Origin of the sequence: Micrococcus luteus (genome assembly GCF_014138885.1) — a bacterium.
Lineage (GTDB): Bacteria > Actinomycetota > Actinomycetes > Actinomycetales > Micrococcaceae > Micrococcus > Micrococcus luteus.
On the sequence record NZ_JACJIK010000001.1, the window covers coordinates 2,275,099 to 2,291,185 of the forward strand.

Sequence of the window (16,087 nt, forward strand, 5' to 3'; positions counted from 1 at the left end):
CCCGACGACGTCGGCCGCCGCCACCCGCCGGACCCGCGGGCCCGCCGCGCCCGCCGCCGGGTCAGGCCGCCGTGGCCGTGGACGCCCCGACGAGCGGGGTCGTGGGGGTGCTGGCGTCGCCGGCCGTCCGCGACGACAGCCGCCGCGAGAGCCGGGTGGCCGCCCAGGTGAGGAGGAAGTTGATCACGATGAAGATCACCGCGGCCACCACGAGGGACTGCAGGATGTTGCCGTTGCCGGAGCCGAGTTGGCGGGCGTACTGCAGGAGTTCGAAGAAGCCGATGAGGTAGCCCAGCGCCGAGTCCTTGAGGATCACCACGAACTGGCTCAGCAGTGAGGGCAGCATGGCGATGAGGGCCTGGGGCACCTCCACGAGCCGCAGGGACTGCATGCTCGTCATGCCCACCGCCGCGGCCGCCTCGCGCTGGCCGCGCGGCAGCGAGCGCACCCCGGAGCGCACCAGCTCCGCGATCACGGACCCGTTGTACAGGGTCAGCGCCGCGATCACCGCGTAGTACGGGCCGTCCTGGGGCTGGATCGCCCCGGTGCGCGCGACCTGCGCGAACAGCTGGTAGAAGAACACCATCATCACGAGCACCGGCACGGCCCGGAAGAACTCGACGACGACGGCGGCCAGCCAGCGCATCGGGCCGAACGGGGCCAGCCGCAGGAAGCCGAACACCAGGCCGAACACCACGGAGGTGACCACGGCGATGCCCGCGGACTGCAGGGTGAACTGCAGGCCCGGCAGGTAGTAGTTCCGCCACGCGTCGCCGTCGACGGCGGCCAGCCAGCGGCGGCCGGAGAGCTGGCCGGTGGCGTTCATCTGGATCAGGACGAGCACCGCCACGGTCAGGACCGCGGCGAGGGCGACGAGGTTGGCGAGGAGGATCCGCCGGCGGGCGATCGGGCCCGGGGCGTCGAAGAGGACGGAGGCCTGGGCGCTCATCGGGCCACCGCCCATTTCTCCGAGGCCCACGTGGTCAGCAGGCCGATGGGGATGACGATCAGGCAGAAGCCGATCGCGAAGGTCAGGAAGATCGCCACCATCACGTCCGGGCTGAACTCGATCATGCGCTTCATCAGGCCCGAGGCCTCCGCCACCGACGCCGCGGCGGCGACGGTGGTGTTCTTGGTCAGCGCGATCACGGTGTTGCCGAGCGGGGTGATGGCCCCGCGCAGCGCCTGGGGCAGGATCACGTGGCGGGCCGCGGGCAGGAAGCCCAGGCCGATGGAGCGGGCGGCCTCGGCCTGCCCGAGCGGGACGGTGTTGACGCCGGAGCGGATCGCCTCGCACATGAACGCCGCGTGGTAGAGCGAGAGCGCGATCACGGCGTAGATGAAGAAGTTCAGCGTGAAGTCGGACGAGAAGCTGACCTTCAGCTGCCCCCAGACGGCGAGCACGCCGAGCAGCATGATGATCGTCAGCGGGGTGTTGCGGACCACGTTGACGTAGCCGGTGCCGAGGGCGCGCAGCGAGGGGACGGGCGAGATGCGGAACAGGGCGAGCACCACGCCGAGGGCGAACGAGCCGAGGGTCGCGAGGAACGCGAGCCTGATGTTCGTCCAGAACGCGAGCGGGATGTCCGCGCCGTAGTCCGCGAGGAGCGAGGAGATCGATTCCATGTCTTCTCCGAGGGTCGGGACAGGGCTGACGGGCAGGGGAGCCGCCGGGCGGGCCGAGGGTGACGGTTCAGGTCACGCCCTCGGCCCACCCGGCGCAGGAGGCCGTCAGGCGCAGGGCTCGAACTCAGCGTCCTCGCCGGAGTTCAGCGTCTCGTCGTAGGTGTAGCCCGTGCCCTCGGTGTTGGACTCGAGGGCCTTCTTCCACTCGCCGGAGTCCTTCATCTCCTTGATCGCCTCGTTGATGTCCTCGCAGCGCTCCGAGTCCTTCGGCAGGCCGACGCCGTAGCGCTCCGTGGTGAAGGTGTTGCCGACGACCTTGAACTTGCCCTTGTTGGCGTCGGCGGCGGCCAGGCCCGCGAGGATGATGTCGTCCGTGGTCACGGCGTCCACCTGGCCGGACTCGAGGTAGGTCACGCATTCGGCGTAGCCGCCCTGCTCCACCAGGTTCACGCCGGAGGCGAACTGGTCCTTGATCTTCTGGGCCGAGGTGGAGCCGGTGACGGAGCAGAGGTTCTTCCCGTCGAGGGCCTCGGGGCCGGTGATCGCGGTGTCGTCCGCGCGGACCAGCAGGTCCTGGCCGGCCACGAAGTACGGGCCCGCGAAGGCGACGCGCTCCTTGCGGGCGTCCGTGATGGAGTACGTCGCGAAGATCATGTCGACCTCGCCGTTCTCCAGGGCGTTCTCCCGGTTCGCAGACGGGGTCTGGACCCACTCGATGTCCTGCTCGGCCACGCCGAGCTTGTCCGCCACGTAGCGGGCCACGTCCGTGTCGAAGCCGGTGGGCTGGGCCGAGCCCTCGCGGTAGCCCAGGCCCGGCTGGTCGAACTTGATGCCGATGCGCAGGCTCTCGCCGGAGCCGGACGACGTCGACTCGCCGGCCGAGGACGAGCCGGCGGCGTCGCCACCGCCGCCCTGCGAGGACGACGGCGCGCAGGCGGTGAGGGACAGCGCGGCCGCGGCGGTGACGGCGGACAGGGTCAGGAGCTTCGTGCGGAGCATGGTGCTCTCCTCTGGTTCGGTGCGGTGGGGTGCGACGGGGGACGGGGTCAGTGCGCGAGGATCTTGCCCAGGAAGTCCTGGGCACGCTCGTGTCGGGGGTTCGTGAAGAAGGTGTCGGGGTCGGTGTCCTCGAGGATGGCGCCGTCGGCCATGAAGACCACGCGGTCCCCGGCCTTGCGGGCGAAGCCCATCTCATGGGTGACCACGACCATGGTCATGCCGCCCTCGGCGAGCTGGACCATGACGTCGAGGACCTCCTGCACCATCTCGGGGTCGAGGGCGGAGGTCGGCTCGTCGAAGAGCAGGGCCTTCGGCTCCATCGCCAGGGCACGGGCGATGGCCACGCGCTGCTGCTGCCCGCCGGAGAGCTGGGCCGGCATCTTCCTCGCCTGCTGGGCCACGCCCACGCGCTCGAGCAGCTCCATGGCGTGCCGCTCGGCGTCCGCCCGGCGCTTGCCCTTCACCTTGATGGGCCCGAGGGTCACGTTCTCCAGGATCGACTTGTGCGCGAAGAGGTTGAAGGACTGGAAGACCATGCCGATCTCGGCGCGCAGCTGGGCGAGCTGTCTGCCCTCGGTGGGGAGCGGCCGCCCGTCGATCAGGATGCGGCCGCCGTCGTCGTCGATGGTCTCGAGCCGGTTGATCGTGCGGCACAGCGTCGACTTGCCGGAGCCGGACGGGCCGAGGACGATCGCCACCTGGCCGCGCGGGATCCGCAGGTCGATCTGGCGGAGGGCGTGGAAGTCGCCGAAGTGCTTGTTGACGCCCTCGAGGACGATCAGGTCATCGCCCGCGGCACCGCGACGGCGCCGCACACCGGCCTCGTCGGGGAGGTGGGCGCCGTGGGGCTGCTCAGGCGTGATCTGCGTCATGCCAGTGGAATATAGCGCACGCCACACCCGGCGCGGTGCGCCGTGCGACGCCGGCCCCGGCGGCCCGCCGGCTCGTTAGGCTGGCGCCATGGCCCCACATGAGCACCCCTCGGGCGGCGACGTCGCCGCCAAGCCCCAGCGCGTCCGCCGCGGCGGGCAGGTCCTGCGCGGGGAGGCGGCGCGCACCCCCACGTTCGACCAGCTCCTCCTCGACGGCCGGCGGCCCGGCGACGCCGCACGCCCCGCCGCCGACGTCGCCTCGACGACGTCCGAGGCCTGGCGTGTCCTGCGCATCCAGGCCGAGTTCGTCGAGGGCTTCGGCACCCTCGCGGGGCTGGGTCCCGCGGTCTCCGTGTTCGGCTCGGCGCGCACGCCCGAGGGCAGCGCCGAGTACGCCCTGGCCCACGAGGTCGGGACCCGCTTGGCCCGGGCCGGGTACACGGTCATCACCGGTGGGGGGCCCGGCACCATGGCGGCCGCCAACCGGGGCGCCCACGAGGCCGGTGGAGAGTCCGTGGGCCTGGGCATCGAGCTGCCGTTCGAGACCGGTCTGAACCCCTGGGTGCACGTGGGGGTGGACTTCCGCTACTTCTTCGTCCGCAAGGTCATGTTCCTCAAGTACGCGCAGGGGTTCATCGTGCTGCCCGGCGGCCTCGGCACCCTGGACGAGCTCTTCGAGGCCCTCACCCTCGTGCAGACCGGCACCGTCACCCGCTTCCCCGTGGTCCTCGTGGACCGCGGCTTCTGGGGCCCGCTCGTGGACTGGATCCGCGGCACGCTCGTGGAGCGCGGCATGATCTCGCCCGAGGACCCGGAGCTCGTCCAGCTCGTGGACACGGCGGAGGAGGCCGTCGCGTGCGTGCTCCGCTCGGCGGGGAGGGCCGACGCGTGAGCGGGCCGCAGTGGATCGTCCTCGTGGCCGTGCTCGTCGTCGTGCTGGCGGCCCTGGCCGCCGCCCTCGCGGGCCGGCTCACGCTCCGGGCCGGCGACCCGGCCGGGAGGACGCCCGGGCACCCCGTGCTGCTGCCGGAGCGGCCGCGCGCGGCGGACGTCGGCCTGCTGCGGCTGGCCGTCGCGGTGCCCGGCTACCAGCGGGACCAGGTGGACGCCGTCCTGCTGCGGCTGCGGGACGCCCTCGCGGAGCGTGAGGACGAGGCGACCGCACTGCGGGCCCGGGTGGCCGAGCTCGAGGCCGCCGACCCGTCCCGGAGCGATCCGGCGGGGCGCGCCTGAGTCGCGGGCCGGGCTCGGTGCGGGCCATCGTTTGGCGCGAGCACGCGGAATCCGCGATAATGGTGATGTGACCGGCCTCGCGCACGCCCGCGTGCGGGGGCGCCGGAGGCGTCCGGACAGCGCCCGCTCCCGCGGTCGCCGGACGCCGTGACGGGAACATCATCCAGAAGGGAAGTCGCAATGGCCGCCATGAAGCCCCGCACCGGGGACGGTCCCATGGAAGTGACCAAGGAGGGGCGCAGCCTGATCATGCGCGTGCCGATCGACGGCGGCGGCCGTCTCGTGCTGGAGATCAACGCGGACGAGGCCCGCGAGCTCAAGGAGTGCCTCGAGGGCGTCATCCAGGCCTGAGCCCGGACCCCTTCGACGCGGACGCCCCGCGCACCGTCACGGTGCGCGGGGCGTCCGCGTCCCCGGCGACGCCGCGGATCAGCGGCGCACCGCGATCAGCACGCCCGTGCCGGAGGGGACGACGGCGGACAGCCAGTGCTCGTCCTCCCGGATGAGGCGGTCCACCGCCCGGGCGGACACGGTGGACTCGTCGCGCACGGCGGGCCGGGGAACGCGGTCCCCGTCGAGGGCGTCCACCACGACGAGCACGCCGCCGGGGGCGAGCACGCGCGCGGCCTGCTCGACGTCGAACTGACGCGCGGCCGGGTCCCCGTCCACCAGGACCATCTCATAGGCGCCGCTCGTGAGCCGGGGGAGGACGAGCCGGGAGCGCCCCGTGATCATGCGGGTGCGGCTCGTGGGCAGGCGGGCCTCCGAGAACGCCTCGCGGGCCGCACGCTGGGCCTCCGCGTCCGGGTCCACGGTGGTGAGGACCGTGCGCTCGGGCAGACCGCGCATCAGGGCGAGCCCCGAGACGCCGGCGCCCGTGCCCACCTCCACGACCGCCGCGGGGGCCCGTGTGGCCGCCAGCACCGTCAACAGGGCCGCCGTCCCCTCGCTCACCGGCGGCACGTCCAGCTCGGCGGCGCGCTCGCGGGCGCGCAGGACGACGTCGTCCTCGGTGGCCCGGCTCTCCGACCAGGCCCAGGACGCGTGCTTGTCGGTGGGCTGGGGCTGCAGGGCGCTCATGGCTGACTCCGGGACGACGACGGCGGGACCTCGCCCGCGGCACGGGCGACGCGGGCCAGTGTACGGGCCGGCACGCGGCCGGGACCCAGTGTTCTCCCAGGAGGCGGGCCGATGATGGGACACGGCACGAACCGGCTCCCGCCGTGCGGGAGGCCGTTCGCCGGACCGAGGACGCGAGGACCGAGGAGGTGGCCGCATGGGACGTCGACACACCCAGCGCCACATGGACGCCTACCTCGAGGGCTCCCTCCCCGCCGCGTCCCGGGCGCGCATCGCCCGCCACCTGGACCGCTGCCCCGAGTGCCGCGCCACCGTCCAGGCCCGGGCCCGCGTGCTCGACGCCGCCCGCACGGTGCACCAGCGTCCGGCCGGCGCCGTCGTCGCCCCGGTGCTGCGCGCCCGCGGCGTCTCCGGCCGCCTGGTGGTGGGGCTGCTGACCTTCGTCGTCCTGCTCGGCGGGCTGTTCACCGCGGTCTGGGTGGCCGGCGCGCCCCGCACCACGGCCCAGCGCACGGCCCCGACGGACACCGTCGCCCTGCCGGCGGCCGGGACCGCGTCGACGGACCGGCGCGGCACCGTCGCGGAGCTGCGGGGTCAGGGCTGGACGGTGCCCTCCCTCGTGGGGGCCGGACTGGAGCCGCTCACCGTGGACACCACCCAGACGGCCGAGGACGTGGAGGTCGTCGTCGGCTGGGGCCGGGACGAGCCGACCGTGACCGTCCGCGAGTGCCGACCCCGGATCGAGGGAGCCACCCCGGAGGGCTGTGCCTCGACCGCGCCCCTGAGCACGGGGGCACAGGAGCGTCGGCTGGCCGGCGGCGGCGTCTACCGGATCGTCCCGGCGGGGGAGCAGGACGGCTGGACGGCCGAGCTGACCACGCCCCAGGCCGCCTACCGCGTGGAGGCCAGCCTGCCGGACGAGCGCGCCGACGCGGTCCTCACCCACCTGCTGGTCTCCGAGCGGGCACGGGTGCTCGAGCTGGGCGGCGGCGACGCCGTCGAGGAACGCCTCGAGCGAGGCCTCGAACGCATCGCGGACGCCGTGCCGCGCCCCCGCGGCTGAGCCGCCCCGCCCCCGCGGCTCCGGGCTGTGGGGCGGTGCCGCTCTAGTAGAGTTGGGAGGGTGTTTGGTATCAACGGCGGCGAGTTCATCATCTTGGCGGTGCTCGCGATCGTCATCCTCGGGCCGGAGAAGCTCCCCGAGTACACGCGCGCCTTCACCGACTGGCTGCGCGTCATGCGCGACAAGGCCGAGGGTGCCAAGGCGCAGTTCAAGGAGGAGACCGGCACGGACTTCGACGAGGTGGACTGGCGCAAGTACGACCCCCGCCAGTACGACCCGCGCCGCATCATCCGCGACGCGCTCCGCGAGCCTGCCGGCGGCTCGTCCACGCCCGCGTCCCGGGCGGCGCAGGCGACGGGCGTCAGCGCCGAGGACGTGCACGGCGGCCTCACCCGCCAGGACCTGGCGGACATGGATCCGCGCACGCTCTTCCGCCGCCCCGCCGGGGCCGGCAGCACCGCCGCCGCGGAGTCCGGTGCCGCCGCACAGACCCGGTCGACCGCGCCCGCCGCCGGGGCGGCCGCCGTGGGCGGCGCCGCCGCAGCCCTGATGGCCTCCGGCCGCGCCGAGGCCCTCGCCGAGGAGCGTCCTGCCGCCGTGGAGACCGCACCGGACCCCCTCGAGCTGCTCGGGCTGGCACCCGCCCCCTTCGACGTCGACGCGACCTGACGCCGTCGCGCGCGTCGGGTGCCCCGGCCGGGGCGCCGGCACCCGAGGTCAGCGCGGGGTGAACGGCAGCGGCCGCCCGGCCAGCCCGCGCGGCCGCACGGCCAGCCGCTGCGCGATCTCCGCCAGCGCCCGGCCCGCGGGGCTCTCCGGCGCGGACACCACCACGGGGTCGCCGGCGTCGCCGCCCGCCCGCAGCGCCGGGTCCAGGGGAACGGTGCCCAGCAGCGGCACCTGGGTGCCCAGCACCCCGGACAGCCGCTCCGCCACCTCGGCGCCACCGCCGGTTCCGAACACATCCAGGACGGTGCCGTCCGGCAGGGTCATCGGCCCCATGTTCTCCACGACCCCGGCCACGGTCTGGCCCGTCTGCTCCGCCAGCTGACCGGCGCGCGCGGCCACCTGCGCGGCGGCGTGCTGCGGCGTGGTCACCACGAGCAGCTCCGAGGCGGGCAGCAGCTGCGCCGTCGAGATCGCGATGTCCCCGGTGCCCGGGGGCAGGTCCACGAGCAGGACGTCCAGGTCGCCCCAGTGCACATCCGTGACGAACTGCTCGAGCGCGCGGTGCAGCATCGGCCCGCGCCAGGCCACCGGCCGGTCCGCGTCGAGGAACATGCCGATCGAGATGACCTTCACGTCCCGCACCACGGGGGGCAGGATCATCCGGTCCAGCTTCGTCGGGGTGCCGGTCACGCCCAGGAGCCCGGGGATGGAGTAGCCGTGCACGTCCGCGTCGATCAGGCCGACGGCGAGCCCGCGCGCGGCGAGCGCGACCGCGAGGTTGGCCGTGACCGAGGACTTGCCCACGCCGCCCTTGCCCGAGGCCACCGCGAGGACGCGCGTGAGCGTCCCCTCCCCGAACGGGTTCGTCGGCCGAGTCGCGCGCAGGGCGTCCTGCAGCGCCAGGCGGCGCTCGGGCTCCATGACCCCGACGCGAACGTCCACGGATTCACAGCCGGGCACGACGGCGACGGCGGCGGCCACGTCCGTCTGGATCGTCCCGCGCAGGGGGCACGCGGCGATCGTGAGCAGGACCGCGACCTCGACGACGCCCGGGGCGGTCTCCACGACCGACTCCACCATGCCGAGGTCGGTGATCGGGCGGCGGATCTCGGGGTCCTGGACCGTGGCGAGCCGTTCCAGCACCCGGCGCTCGAGGTCGGTGCGGACCTCGGGCACGGGCAGGCCCAGGGCGCTCATCGGCCGCCCCCGTCCACCGGGCCCGCACCGTCGGCGGGACCGGCCGCCGGACCGGACCCCCCGGCCTCGCGGGCCTCCTGGGCCGCGAGGGTGGCGAGCGTGGTGGTCGTGGGCTCGGCGCCGGCGTCGCCGCGCCGCGCATCCCGGCCGCGGCCCTTGGTCTTCTTGTTCTTGCGGGGCTGGGCCTCGGCGCCCGGGAGGCCGGCGCGCAGCTCCTCCCGGATCTCCTCCCGGATCTCCTCCCGGATCTCCTCCCGCAGCTCGGCGCGCAGCGCCTCGCGGAGGTCGTCCCTGAGGTCGTCCTGGACGCCGCGCAGCTCGCCGCGCACGAAGTCGCGCGTGGCGACCTCCTGGACGGCCAGCCGCAGACCGGCGATCTCGCGGGTGAGGAACTCGGTGTCGGCGAGGTTGCGCTCGGCGCGGTCACGGTCCTCGCGCAGCGCGACCCTGTCCCGGTCGTCCTGGCGGTTCTGCGCCAGCAGGAGCAGGGGTGCGGCGTAGGACGCCTGGAGGGAGAGCATGAGCGTGAGCGCGGTGAAGCCGAGCTCGGCGGAGTCGAACCGCCACTCCATCGGGCCGAACGTGTTCCAGCCCAGCCAGGCGGCGCAGAACAGCGTCATCCAGACGAGGAACTGCGGGGTGCCCATGAAGCGGGCGATGCCCTCGGTGGCCTCGCCGAAGGCGTCCGGGTTCGGGGCCAGCCGGGGCACGCGGCGCCCGCTGGCGCTCAGCGGGGTGTCCAGGCCGGTGCCGCGGCCCGGGCGCAGGTCTCGCGCGGTCTGGGTCATGCTCACACCTCCGGTGTCGTGCGGCGGCGGGCCGCGGGGGTCAGGTTGCGGGGCGGGTCTCGGCGTCGTCGAGGTCCATGGCCCGCCAGTCGTCGGGCAGGATGTGGTCGAGCAGGTCGTCCACGCTCACGGCCCCGACGACGCGGTCCTGCTCGTTCACCACGGGGATGCACGTGAGGTTGTAGGTCGCGAGCTCGCGGGTCACATGGGCGATGGGGGCGAGGTCCGAGACGGGCTCGAGGTCCTTGTCCATGATGTTGCCGATCGCCTCCGGCGGCGGGTACCGCAGCAGGCGCTGGAAGTGGACGACGCCGAGGAACCGGCCCGTCGGCGTCTCCAGGGGCGGCCGGGCCACGATCACGAGCGAGGCCAGCGCGGGGGAGATCTCCTGCTGTCGGATGGTCGCCATGGCCTCGGCCACGGTGGCCTCCGGGGGGAGGATGACCGGCACGGGGGTCATGAGCGAGCCCGCGGTGCCCTCCTCGTACTCGAGCAGGCGCCGGACGTCCTCGGCGTCCTCCGGCTCCATGCGTTCGAGCAGCAGCTCCTGCTGGGAGTCGGGCAGCTCGTGGAGCAGGTCCGCCGCGTCGTCCGGGTCCATCTCCTCCAGGACGTCGGCGGCGCGGTCGATGTCCAGCTGGGAGAGGATCTGCACCTGGTCGTCGTCGGGCAGCTCCTGGAGCACGTCCGCGAGGCGTTCGTCCTGCAGCTCGCTGGCGACCTCGACGCGGCGCTTCTCCGACATGTCGTGGAGCATGTCCGCCAGGTCGGCGGGCTTGAGGTCCTCGTGCGCGGCGAGGAAGCTCGTGGCCCCCTGCGGGTCGGCCTGCGCCGTCCAGCGGGCCTCGTCCCAGTTCAGCAGGAGGTGCTCGCCCCGCTGGGCGCGGCCGAAGGGGCCGCGGCCGACGATGCGGCGCACGTACAGGTCCGAGACCAGCCAGTCGCCGTTGCGCTGCTGCTCCAGCCCGATGTCCTCCAGGAAGGCCTCGCCCGACCCGTCGGAGAGGCGCACCTTCCGGTCGAAGAGGTCGGCGGCCACCATCTGCTCGGCGCCACGGCGGGAGAACCGGCGCAGGTTGATCAGCCCGGTCGTGATGATCCGGCCCGAGTCCATGGACGTCACCCGCGTCATCGGGACGAAGACGCGCTTCTTGCCGGGGACCTCGATCACGAGGCCGGTGGCGAACGGGGCTGCGGCGGGGCCGCGGTCCAGCACGACGACGTCGCGCAGCCGTCCCAGGCGGTCGCCGAGGGGGTCGAAGACGTCCAGGCCCAGCAGGCGGGCCACGAAGATCTTGGGGGAGCTCACCGACCCAGCCTACGGCGTGCCGGGCCGCGGCTCCGTGTCCGCGGACGGCGGACCGCCGCCCGCCCGGGCGCCGGGCCGGGCACAATGGGTCCATGTCGTTCATGATGTCCAACCCTCAGCCCGGCGCCGAGCAGGGCCTGCCCCGCGGAGAGCTGCTGGCCACCTACGCCACCTACGCGCAGGCGCGCGAGCAGGTGGACCGCCTCGCCGCCACGGACTTCCCCGTGAGCGCCGTGTCGATCGTGGGCAAGGACCTGCGGGTCGTGGAGCGGGTGCGCGGCCGGCTGAACTACGCCCAGGTGGCGTTGTCCGCGGGAGTGCGCGGCGTGTTCTTCGGTGGACTGATCGGCGTGTTCCTCTACCTGCTGGCCCCCGAGGCCGGCCCGGGGCAGATCCTCACCTCCATGCTGCTGGGCCTGGCGGTGTGGCTGATCTTCGGCGTGATCGGCTTCGCGATGCGTCGGGGCCAGCACGGCTTCGCGTCCTCGCAGGCCGTCGTGCCCACGGCCTTCGACCTCGTGGTCGCGTTCGACCACGCCGCCCGCGCCCGCCAGGAGCTGGGCCTGGGCGGTGCCGCGGCCCCGACGCCGCAGCCGGCCCCGCAGCCGGCGCCCGCCCCCGCCGCGGAGGAGGCCGGGGGCGGGTCCGTGCAGGCCACCCCGGCCGCCGCGCCGTCGTCGGGCGGGTCCCACGCGGCGCCGGCCCCCGGCGGAGCCAAGGCGTCGGCCCGGCCCACTCCGGAGGCGGACACCGCGCCCACCGGCCTGGACCGCTCCTACGGCGTGACCCTGCCCCCGGAGGAGGTCGCCAAGCTCATCGAGGCGCGCGGCGGCCACCCGCCCCGGCCCCAGGACGAACCGCGCGGCTGAGCCCCGTCAGAGGGACCAGGACTCGAGTCGCCGGAGCATGTCGCGCTTCTTGCTCGCATGACCGTGCATCCGGCCCAGGATGTCGCCGAGGACGGTGACGGCGCGGTCGATGTACGGGCCCTTGTTCAGCATCGCGGCCTCGGCCCGCTGCGCCATCGCGGCGTCCGTGATCTCCGCCCGTGAGGGCAGGCCGGTCTTGGCGAGGGACTCGAGGACCTGGGTGGCCCAGATCGCGGGCACGTGCGCGGCCTCGCACAGCCACAGGATCTCCTCCTGCAGCTCGGCCATGCGTTCGAAGCCGGCCTCCACCGCCAGGTCGCCGCGGGCGATCATCACCCCGACGTCCCGCCAGCGCATCGCCTCGAGCAGCATCCGCGGCAGCTGACGGAAGGCCTCCACCGTCTCGATCTTCAGCGTGATGTCCACGTCCGGCGCGTCCTCGGCCTCGAGCGCATCGATCAGCTGGGCCACGTCCTCGGCCGAGCGGACGAAGGACATGTTCACCATGTCCGCGTGGCGGGCCGCGAACGGGATGTGGGCGAGGTCCTCGTCCGTGAGGGCCGGGATGGCCAGGTGCGTGTCCGGGAAGTTCACGCCCTTCTCCGCCTTGAGCTTCGCCCCGCGCGGGCCGGCCTGGGTCACCTCGAGGGTGATCTCGTCGTCGGACACCGCCGTGATCCGCGCGCCGATCCGTCCGTCGTCGAGGGAGACCCGGTCGCCGACCTCCGCGTCCGCGAACGCCTGCGCCAGGGTGAGGCCGATCCGGTAGGGCGGCGCGTCGACCGCCGGGACCGGCTCGAGCGAGCGGGTCAGCACGATCTCCTCGCCCTCGTGCACGCGCATGGACTGCTCGAGCGGGGGCAGCTGGCCCACCTCGAGCGGTCCGTGCGGCGTCGTCAGCGCCGTGCCCGTCGCCCAGTAGACCGTCTTCTCCGCCCGCACGAGCACGCCCTCGCCGTCCACCTGCTCGACCTCCAGCCTGCGGTGTGCACCCCGCGCATCGGTCAGCTCGATCTCGTCGCCGCGCTGCAGGACCGCCAGGGTCTTCCCCTCCGGGTCCGCGAGCGGCACGACGACGGCGCCGTCCGGCCGGTCCGCTGTGGCCACGGCGTCGTGGGGCCCGGCGGCGAGCCACACGCGGGAGGGCTCGGTGACGATCCCGGAGGGGTCCCGGGCGGGCTTCACCTTCACGACGCGCGGTCCCGGCTCGATGGGGCCGGTGCGCACCTTCGGCCCGGCCAGGTCCATCGCGACCAGGGGTGCGGGCCGGCCCGCACCGGCACACCGGCGGACCGCCGCGATCATGGCGGCCCACGCCTGCTCGTCGTCGTGGGCGCAGTTCACGCGCGCCAGGTCCATGCCGGCCTCGGCGATCCGGGCCACGAGCTCTGGGTCCGTGGCGGCCTCGGAGGGCATGGTCACCATGATGCGCGCGTCCCGGTCGCCGCGGGCCGGACCGAGCAGGCTCGCCGCGTTGCGGGCGAGGATGGCGCGGCCCTCGGCGGAGGTCAGGGCGTCGTCCTCGGGCGCGGGGGCGGGGTCGCCGTCGAGCGCGCGGGCGGCGGCCAGCACCGCGTCCACGTGGCCCAGCACGCCGGCCTCCATGCGGCCCAGAGAGGACAGTCCGGCGTCGCTCAGCGCCTCCTGCAGGGGCCGCAGGTCGGTGCCGCGCAGGGCGACGTAGTGCACGAGGTTCCGGGCCGAGGCCCGGTGGCGCTCCCGGACGCGGGAGATGAGGTCGGCGTGCTCCGCCTCGGCGGAGAGGAGGCGGTCGCGGAGGGCGGTGAGCTCGGTGGTCAGGTCGATACCCATGGTCCGAACCCTAGGGGCGCCCTCCGCGCCGGATCACGCCTGGAGCCGCGCCATCCAGGCCTCGATCTCGTCCGGGGTGCGGGGGAGGACCGCGGAGAGGTTCTCGGCCCCGTCCTCGGTCACGAGGATGTCGTCCTCGATGCGCACGCCGATGCCGCGGTACTCCTCGGGGACGGCCAGGTCCTCCTCCTTGAAGTACAGACCCGGCTCGATCGTGAAGACCATGCCCGGCTCGAGCACGCCGTCCAGGTAGAGCTCCCGCTTGGCCTGCGCGCAGTCGTGCACGTCGAGGCCGAGGTGGTGCGAGGTGCCGTGGGGCATCCAGCGCCGGTGGTGCTGGCCCTCGTCCGATAGCGCGACCTCGGCCGAGACCGGCAGCAGGCCCCAGCCGTCGAGGCGGTCGACGAGCACCCGCATGGCCTCGGCGTGGAGCTCGCGGAACCGGATGCCGGGGCGCACGATCGCGAAGGCGGCGTCCGCGGCGTCGAGGACCGCCTGGTAGATGCGGCGCTGCACGTCCGTGAACGTGCCGGACACGGGCAGGGTGCGGGTGATGTCCGCGGTGTAGAGGGAGTCGTCCTCGACGCCGGCGTCGAGCAGCAGCAGCTCACCCGGGCGCACGGCGCCCGTGTTGCGGATCCAGTGCAGGATCGTGGCGTTGTTGCCGGAGGCCGCGATCGTGTCGTAGCCCAGGTCGTTGCCCTCGAGGCGGGCGCGGGCGAAGAAGGCGCCCTCGACCACGCGCTCGCCGCGGTCGTGGCCCACGGCGCGCGGCAGGGCCCGCACGACGTCCTCGAAGCCCGCGATCGTGGCGGCCACCGAGGCGCGCATCCGCTCGACCTCCCACGCGTCCTTCACCAGGCGCAGCTCGGAGAGGAACTCGGCGGTCTGGGCGTCGGCCTCGGCCGCGGCGGTCAGGTCCACGCCGGCCTCGGTCCGGACGGCGGCCAGCAGCGCGTCCACGTCCTGGTCGGTCTCGGCCAGCAGCCGCACCGCGGTGCCGTCCGCGGCCACGTTCTTGGTCACGGCGGACTCGAGCTCCTCGAGCCCCGCCGTGCGCAGGCCCGTGCGGGCGGCCAGGCCGGCCAGGGTCGGACGGGGGCCGATCCAGAACTCGCCCGAGCGCGAGTCCGCGTAGAACTGCTCGGTGTCCCGGCCGGCCAGGGGACGGAAGTACAGGGTGGCGGTGTGGTCCGTGCCGTCGTCGCCGGTGCCCGGGTCCGCGGGCTCGAGCACGAGCACGGCGTCCGGCTCGTGGTCCACGCCGAGGCCCGTCAGGTGGGCGAACGCGGAGTGCGCGCGGAAGCGGTAGTCGGTGTCGTTCGAGCGGACCTTGAGGCGGCCGGCCGGCACCACGATCCGCTCGCCCGGGAAGCGCGCGGACACGGCGGCCCGCCGCCGGGCGGCGTACGGGGCCGAGGCGTCGGCGTCGGGCAGGGCGTCCGACGACGGCGCCCAGTCGGAGGCCATGAAGTCGCGGAAGGCGTTCGAGGCGGGGCGCTGCGAGCGGTTGTCGACGCGCTCGGCCAGCGGCTGGGGGTTCACCGCGCCGGTGCCGTCGGCGCCCGCCTCGGGGGTGGCGGCGGGCTGGTCGGGGGCGGTCTGGGCGGGGTGCTGTGCGGCATCGGTCATGCCCCCCATCATGGCACCGGTGGGCGCGGGCGGGTCGGGGCCGCCGCGCGCGGGTCTCGGTACCATGGCCGCCATGGCCCGCTACGACCTGCACACGCACTCGACCGAGTCCGACGGCACCGAGCCGCCGGCCGACGTGGTGCGTGCGGCGGCGCGGGCCGGGCTGGACGGCCTCGCGCTCACCGACCACGACACGACCGCCGGCTGGGCCGAGGCCGCCCACGCCGCGCGGGAGACCGGGCTGACGCTCGTGCCCGGCATGGAGATGTCCTGCACCTCCGCCGACGGCGTGAGCGTGCACGTGCTCAGCTACCTGCACGACCCCGAGGACCCCGCCCTGCTGCGGGAGGTCGGCCTGGCCCGCGACGCGCGGCTGATCCGGGCGCAGGAGATGGTGCGGCGCCTGGGCGCGGACTTCCCGATCACGTGGGAGCTGGTCCAGGAGCACGCGGCGGAGAACGCGACGATCGGCCGGCCCCACCTGGCCGACGCCCTCGTGACGATCGGGGCCGTCCCGGACCGCTCCGCGGCGTTCCGGGAGATCCTCGCCGGCCGGTCCAAGTACTACGTGCCGCACTTCGCCCCGGACCCGGCCGAGGCGGTCGCGCTCATCCGGGCCGCCGGCGGGGTGCCGGTGTTCGCGCATCCCCGGGCGCGCATGCGGGGCCGCGTGGTGGGCGACGAGGTGTTCGAGCAGATGGCCGAGGCCGGACTGGCGGGGGTCGAGGTCGAGCACCGGGACAACCCGGCGGAGGAGCGCACCTGGCTGCGCGCATTCGCGGACCGGCACGGACTGTTCGTCACCGGCTCGTCCGACTACCACGGCACCGGCAAGCCCAATCCGATCGGCGAGCACACCACGGGCGCGGAGGTGCTCGCCGAGATCGAGCGGCAGGGCACCGGCACGGCGATCATCCGCGGCTGAGCCCGGACGGCCC

Annotated in this window: 17 protein-coding genes; 7 read left to right on the plus strand and 10 right to left on the minus strand. The window is 74.4% G+C overall.

Features of this window, described 5'->3' with window-relative positions; genetic code table 11:
• Positions 1-61 precede the first annotated feature (61 nt).
• The 4 genes from HDA34_RS10590 to HDA34_RS10605 form a co-directional block, all read right to left on the minus strand.
• Positions 62-949 carry an amino acid ABC transporter permease gene (locus HDA34_RS10590; protein WP_036382705.1) on the minus strand — a complete coding sequence of 296 codons (888 nt, stop codon included), beginning with the start codon at positions 947-949 and terminating at the stop codon, positions 62-64.
• A complete protein-coding gene (locus HDA34_RS10595; RefSeq protein ID WP_036316476.1) occupies positions 946-1,626 on the minus strand; it encodes an amino acid ABC transporter permease in 681 nt (226 codons plus the stop codon). Before HDA34_RS10595 ends, HDA34_RS10590 begins: the two co-directional genes overlap by 4 nt.
• A 105-nt stretch (positions 1,627-1,731) precedes the next feature.
• Positions 1,732-2,625, minus strand: a complete 894-nt coding sequence (locus HDA34_RS10600) for a glutamate ABC transporter substrate-binding protein (RefSeq protein WP_134377038.1) — start codon at positions 2,623-2,625, stop codon at positions 1,732-1,734.
• 47 nt (positions 2,626-2,672) lie between these two features.
• Positions 2,673-3,407 carry an amino acid ABC transporter ATP-binding protein gene (locus HDA34_RS10605; RefSeq protein WP_179288613.1) on the minus strand — a complete coding sequence of 245 codons (735 nt, stop codon included), beginning with the start codon at positions 3,405-3,407 and terminating at the stop codon, positions 2,673-2,675.
• 178 nt (positions 3,408-3,585) lie between these two features.
• On the opposite strand from HDA34_RS10605, the gene HDA34_RS10610 reads away from it, so the two are divergent.
• From HDA34_RS10610 to HDA34_RS10620, 3 genes are all read left to right on the plus strand, one after another.
• Entirely contained in the window at positions 3,586-4,389 is an 804-nt protein-coding gene (locus HDA34_RS10610) for an LOG family protein (RefSeq protein ID WP_123244003.1), read from the plus strand.
• Positions 4,386-4,730 carry a cell division protein DivIVA gene (locus HDA34_RS10615; RefSeq protein WP_123244008.1) on the plus strand — a complete coding sequence of 115 codons (345 nt, stop codon included), beginning with the start codon at positions 4,386-4,388 and terminating at the stop codon, positions 4,728-4,730. Before HDA34_RS10610 ends, HDA34_RS10615 begins: the two co-directional genes overlap by 4 nt.
• Positions 4,731-4,910: 180 nt before the next feature.
• Entirely contained in the window at positions 4,911-5,081 is a 171-nt protein-coding gene (locus HDA34_RS10620; protein ID WP_002855133.1) for a DUF3117 domain-containing protein, read from the plus strand.
• A gap of 78 nt (positions 5,082-5,159) precedes the next feature.
• Here HDA34_RS10620 and HDA34_RS10625 read toward each other — a convergent pair whose 3' ends face one another.
• Entirely contained in the window at positions 5,160-5,810 is a 651-nt protein-coding gene (locus HDA34_RS10625) for an O-methyltransferase (RefSeq protein WP_123244002.1), read from the minus strand.
• Between the two features lie 196 nt (positions 5,811-6,006).
• Here HDA34_RS10625 and HDA34_RS10630 point away from each other — a divergent pair, with 196 nt between their 5' ends.
• Positions 6,007-6,873 carry an anti-sigma factor family protein gene (locus HDA34_RS10630; protein ID WP_061867036.1) on the plus strand — a complete coding sequence of 289 codons (867 nt, stop codon included), beginning with the start codon at positions 6,007-6,009 and terminating at the stop codon, positions 6,871-6,873.
• A gap of 60 nt (positions 6,874-6,933) precedes the next feature.
• Positions 6,934-7,542, plus strand: coding sequence for a twin-arginine translocase TatA/TatE family subunit (locus HDA34_RS10635; RefSeq protein WP_049147241.1), 609 nt, complete (start codon positions 6,934-6,936; stop codon positions 7,540-7,542).
• A gap of 48 nt (positions 7,543-7,590) precedes the next feature.
• Here the strand turns inward: HDA34_RS10635 and HDA34_RS10640 are convergent, their stop codons facing one another.
• From HDA34_RS10640 to HDA34_RS10650, 3 genes are read right to left on the minus strand one after another with little or no spacing between them, the layout of a single operon-like run.
• Positions 7,591-8,739, minus strand: coding sequence for an Mrp/NBP35 family ATP-binding protein (locus tag HDA34_RS10640; RefSeq protein ID WP_123244001.1), 1,149 nt, complete (start codon positions 8,737-8,739; stop codon positions 7,591-7,593).
• Entirely contained in the window at positions 8,736-9,527 is a 792-nt protein-coding gene (locus tag HDA34_RS10645; protein ID WP_036382691.1) for a DUF1003 domain-containing protein, read from the minus strand. The genes HDA34_RS10640 and HDA34_RS10645 overlap by 4 nt, the downstream gene beginning before the upstream one ends.
• A 40-nt stretch (positions 9,528-9,567) precedes the next feature.
• Positions 9,568-10,836, minus strand: a complete 1,269-nt coding sequence (locus HDA34_RS10650) for a magnesium transporter MgtE N-terminal domain-containing protein (RefSeq protein WP_036339212.1) — start codon at positions 10,834-10,836, stop codon at positions 9,568-9,570.
• Positions 10,837-10,928: 92 nt separating this feature from the next.
• Here HDA34_RS10650 and HDA34_RS10655 point away from each other — a divergent pair, with 92 nt between their 5' ends.
• Entirely contained in the window at positions 10,929-11,705 is a 777-nt protein-coding gene (locus HDA34_RS10655; protein WP_101967527.1) for a YflT domain-containing protein, read from the plus strand.
• 6 nt (positions 11,706-11,711) lie between these two features.
• On the opposite strand, the gene HDA34_RS10660 is transcribed toward HDA34_RS10655, so the two are convergent.
• Both HDA34_RS10660 and HDA34_RS10665 read right to left on the minus strand, forming a co-directional pair.
• The gene (locus tag HDA34_RS10660) at positions 11,712-13,517 is read right to left on the minus strand and encodes a pyruvate kinase (protein ID WP_101967526.1); all 1,806 of its coding nucleotides are present in this window, start codon (positions 13,515-13,517) and stop codon (positions 11,712-11,714) included.
• A 33-nt stretch (positions 13,518-13,550) separates the two neighbouring features.
• Positions 13,551-15,149 carry an aminopeptidase P family protein gene (locus tag HDA34_RS10665; RefSeq protein WP_134377037.1) on the minus strand — a complete coding sequence of 533 codons (1,599 nt, stop codon included), beginning with the start codon at positions 15,147-15,149 and terminating at the stop codon, positions 13,551-13,553.
• 64 nt (positions 15,150-15,213) lie between these two features.
• Here HDA34_RS10665 and HDA34_RS10670 point away from each other — a divergent pair, with 64 nt between their 5' ends.
• Positions 15,214-16,074: a PHP domain-containing protein gene (locus tag HDA34_RS10670; RefSeq protein ID WP_049147253.1), complete on the plus strand. Its 861-nt coding sequence runs from the start codon at positions 15,214-15,216 to the stop codon at positions 16,072-16,074.
• Positions 16,075-16,087: the final 13 nt, after the last annotated feature.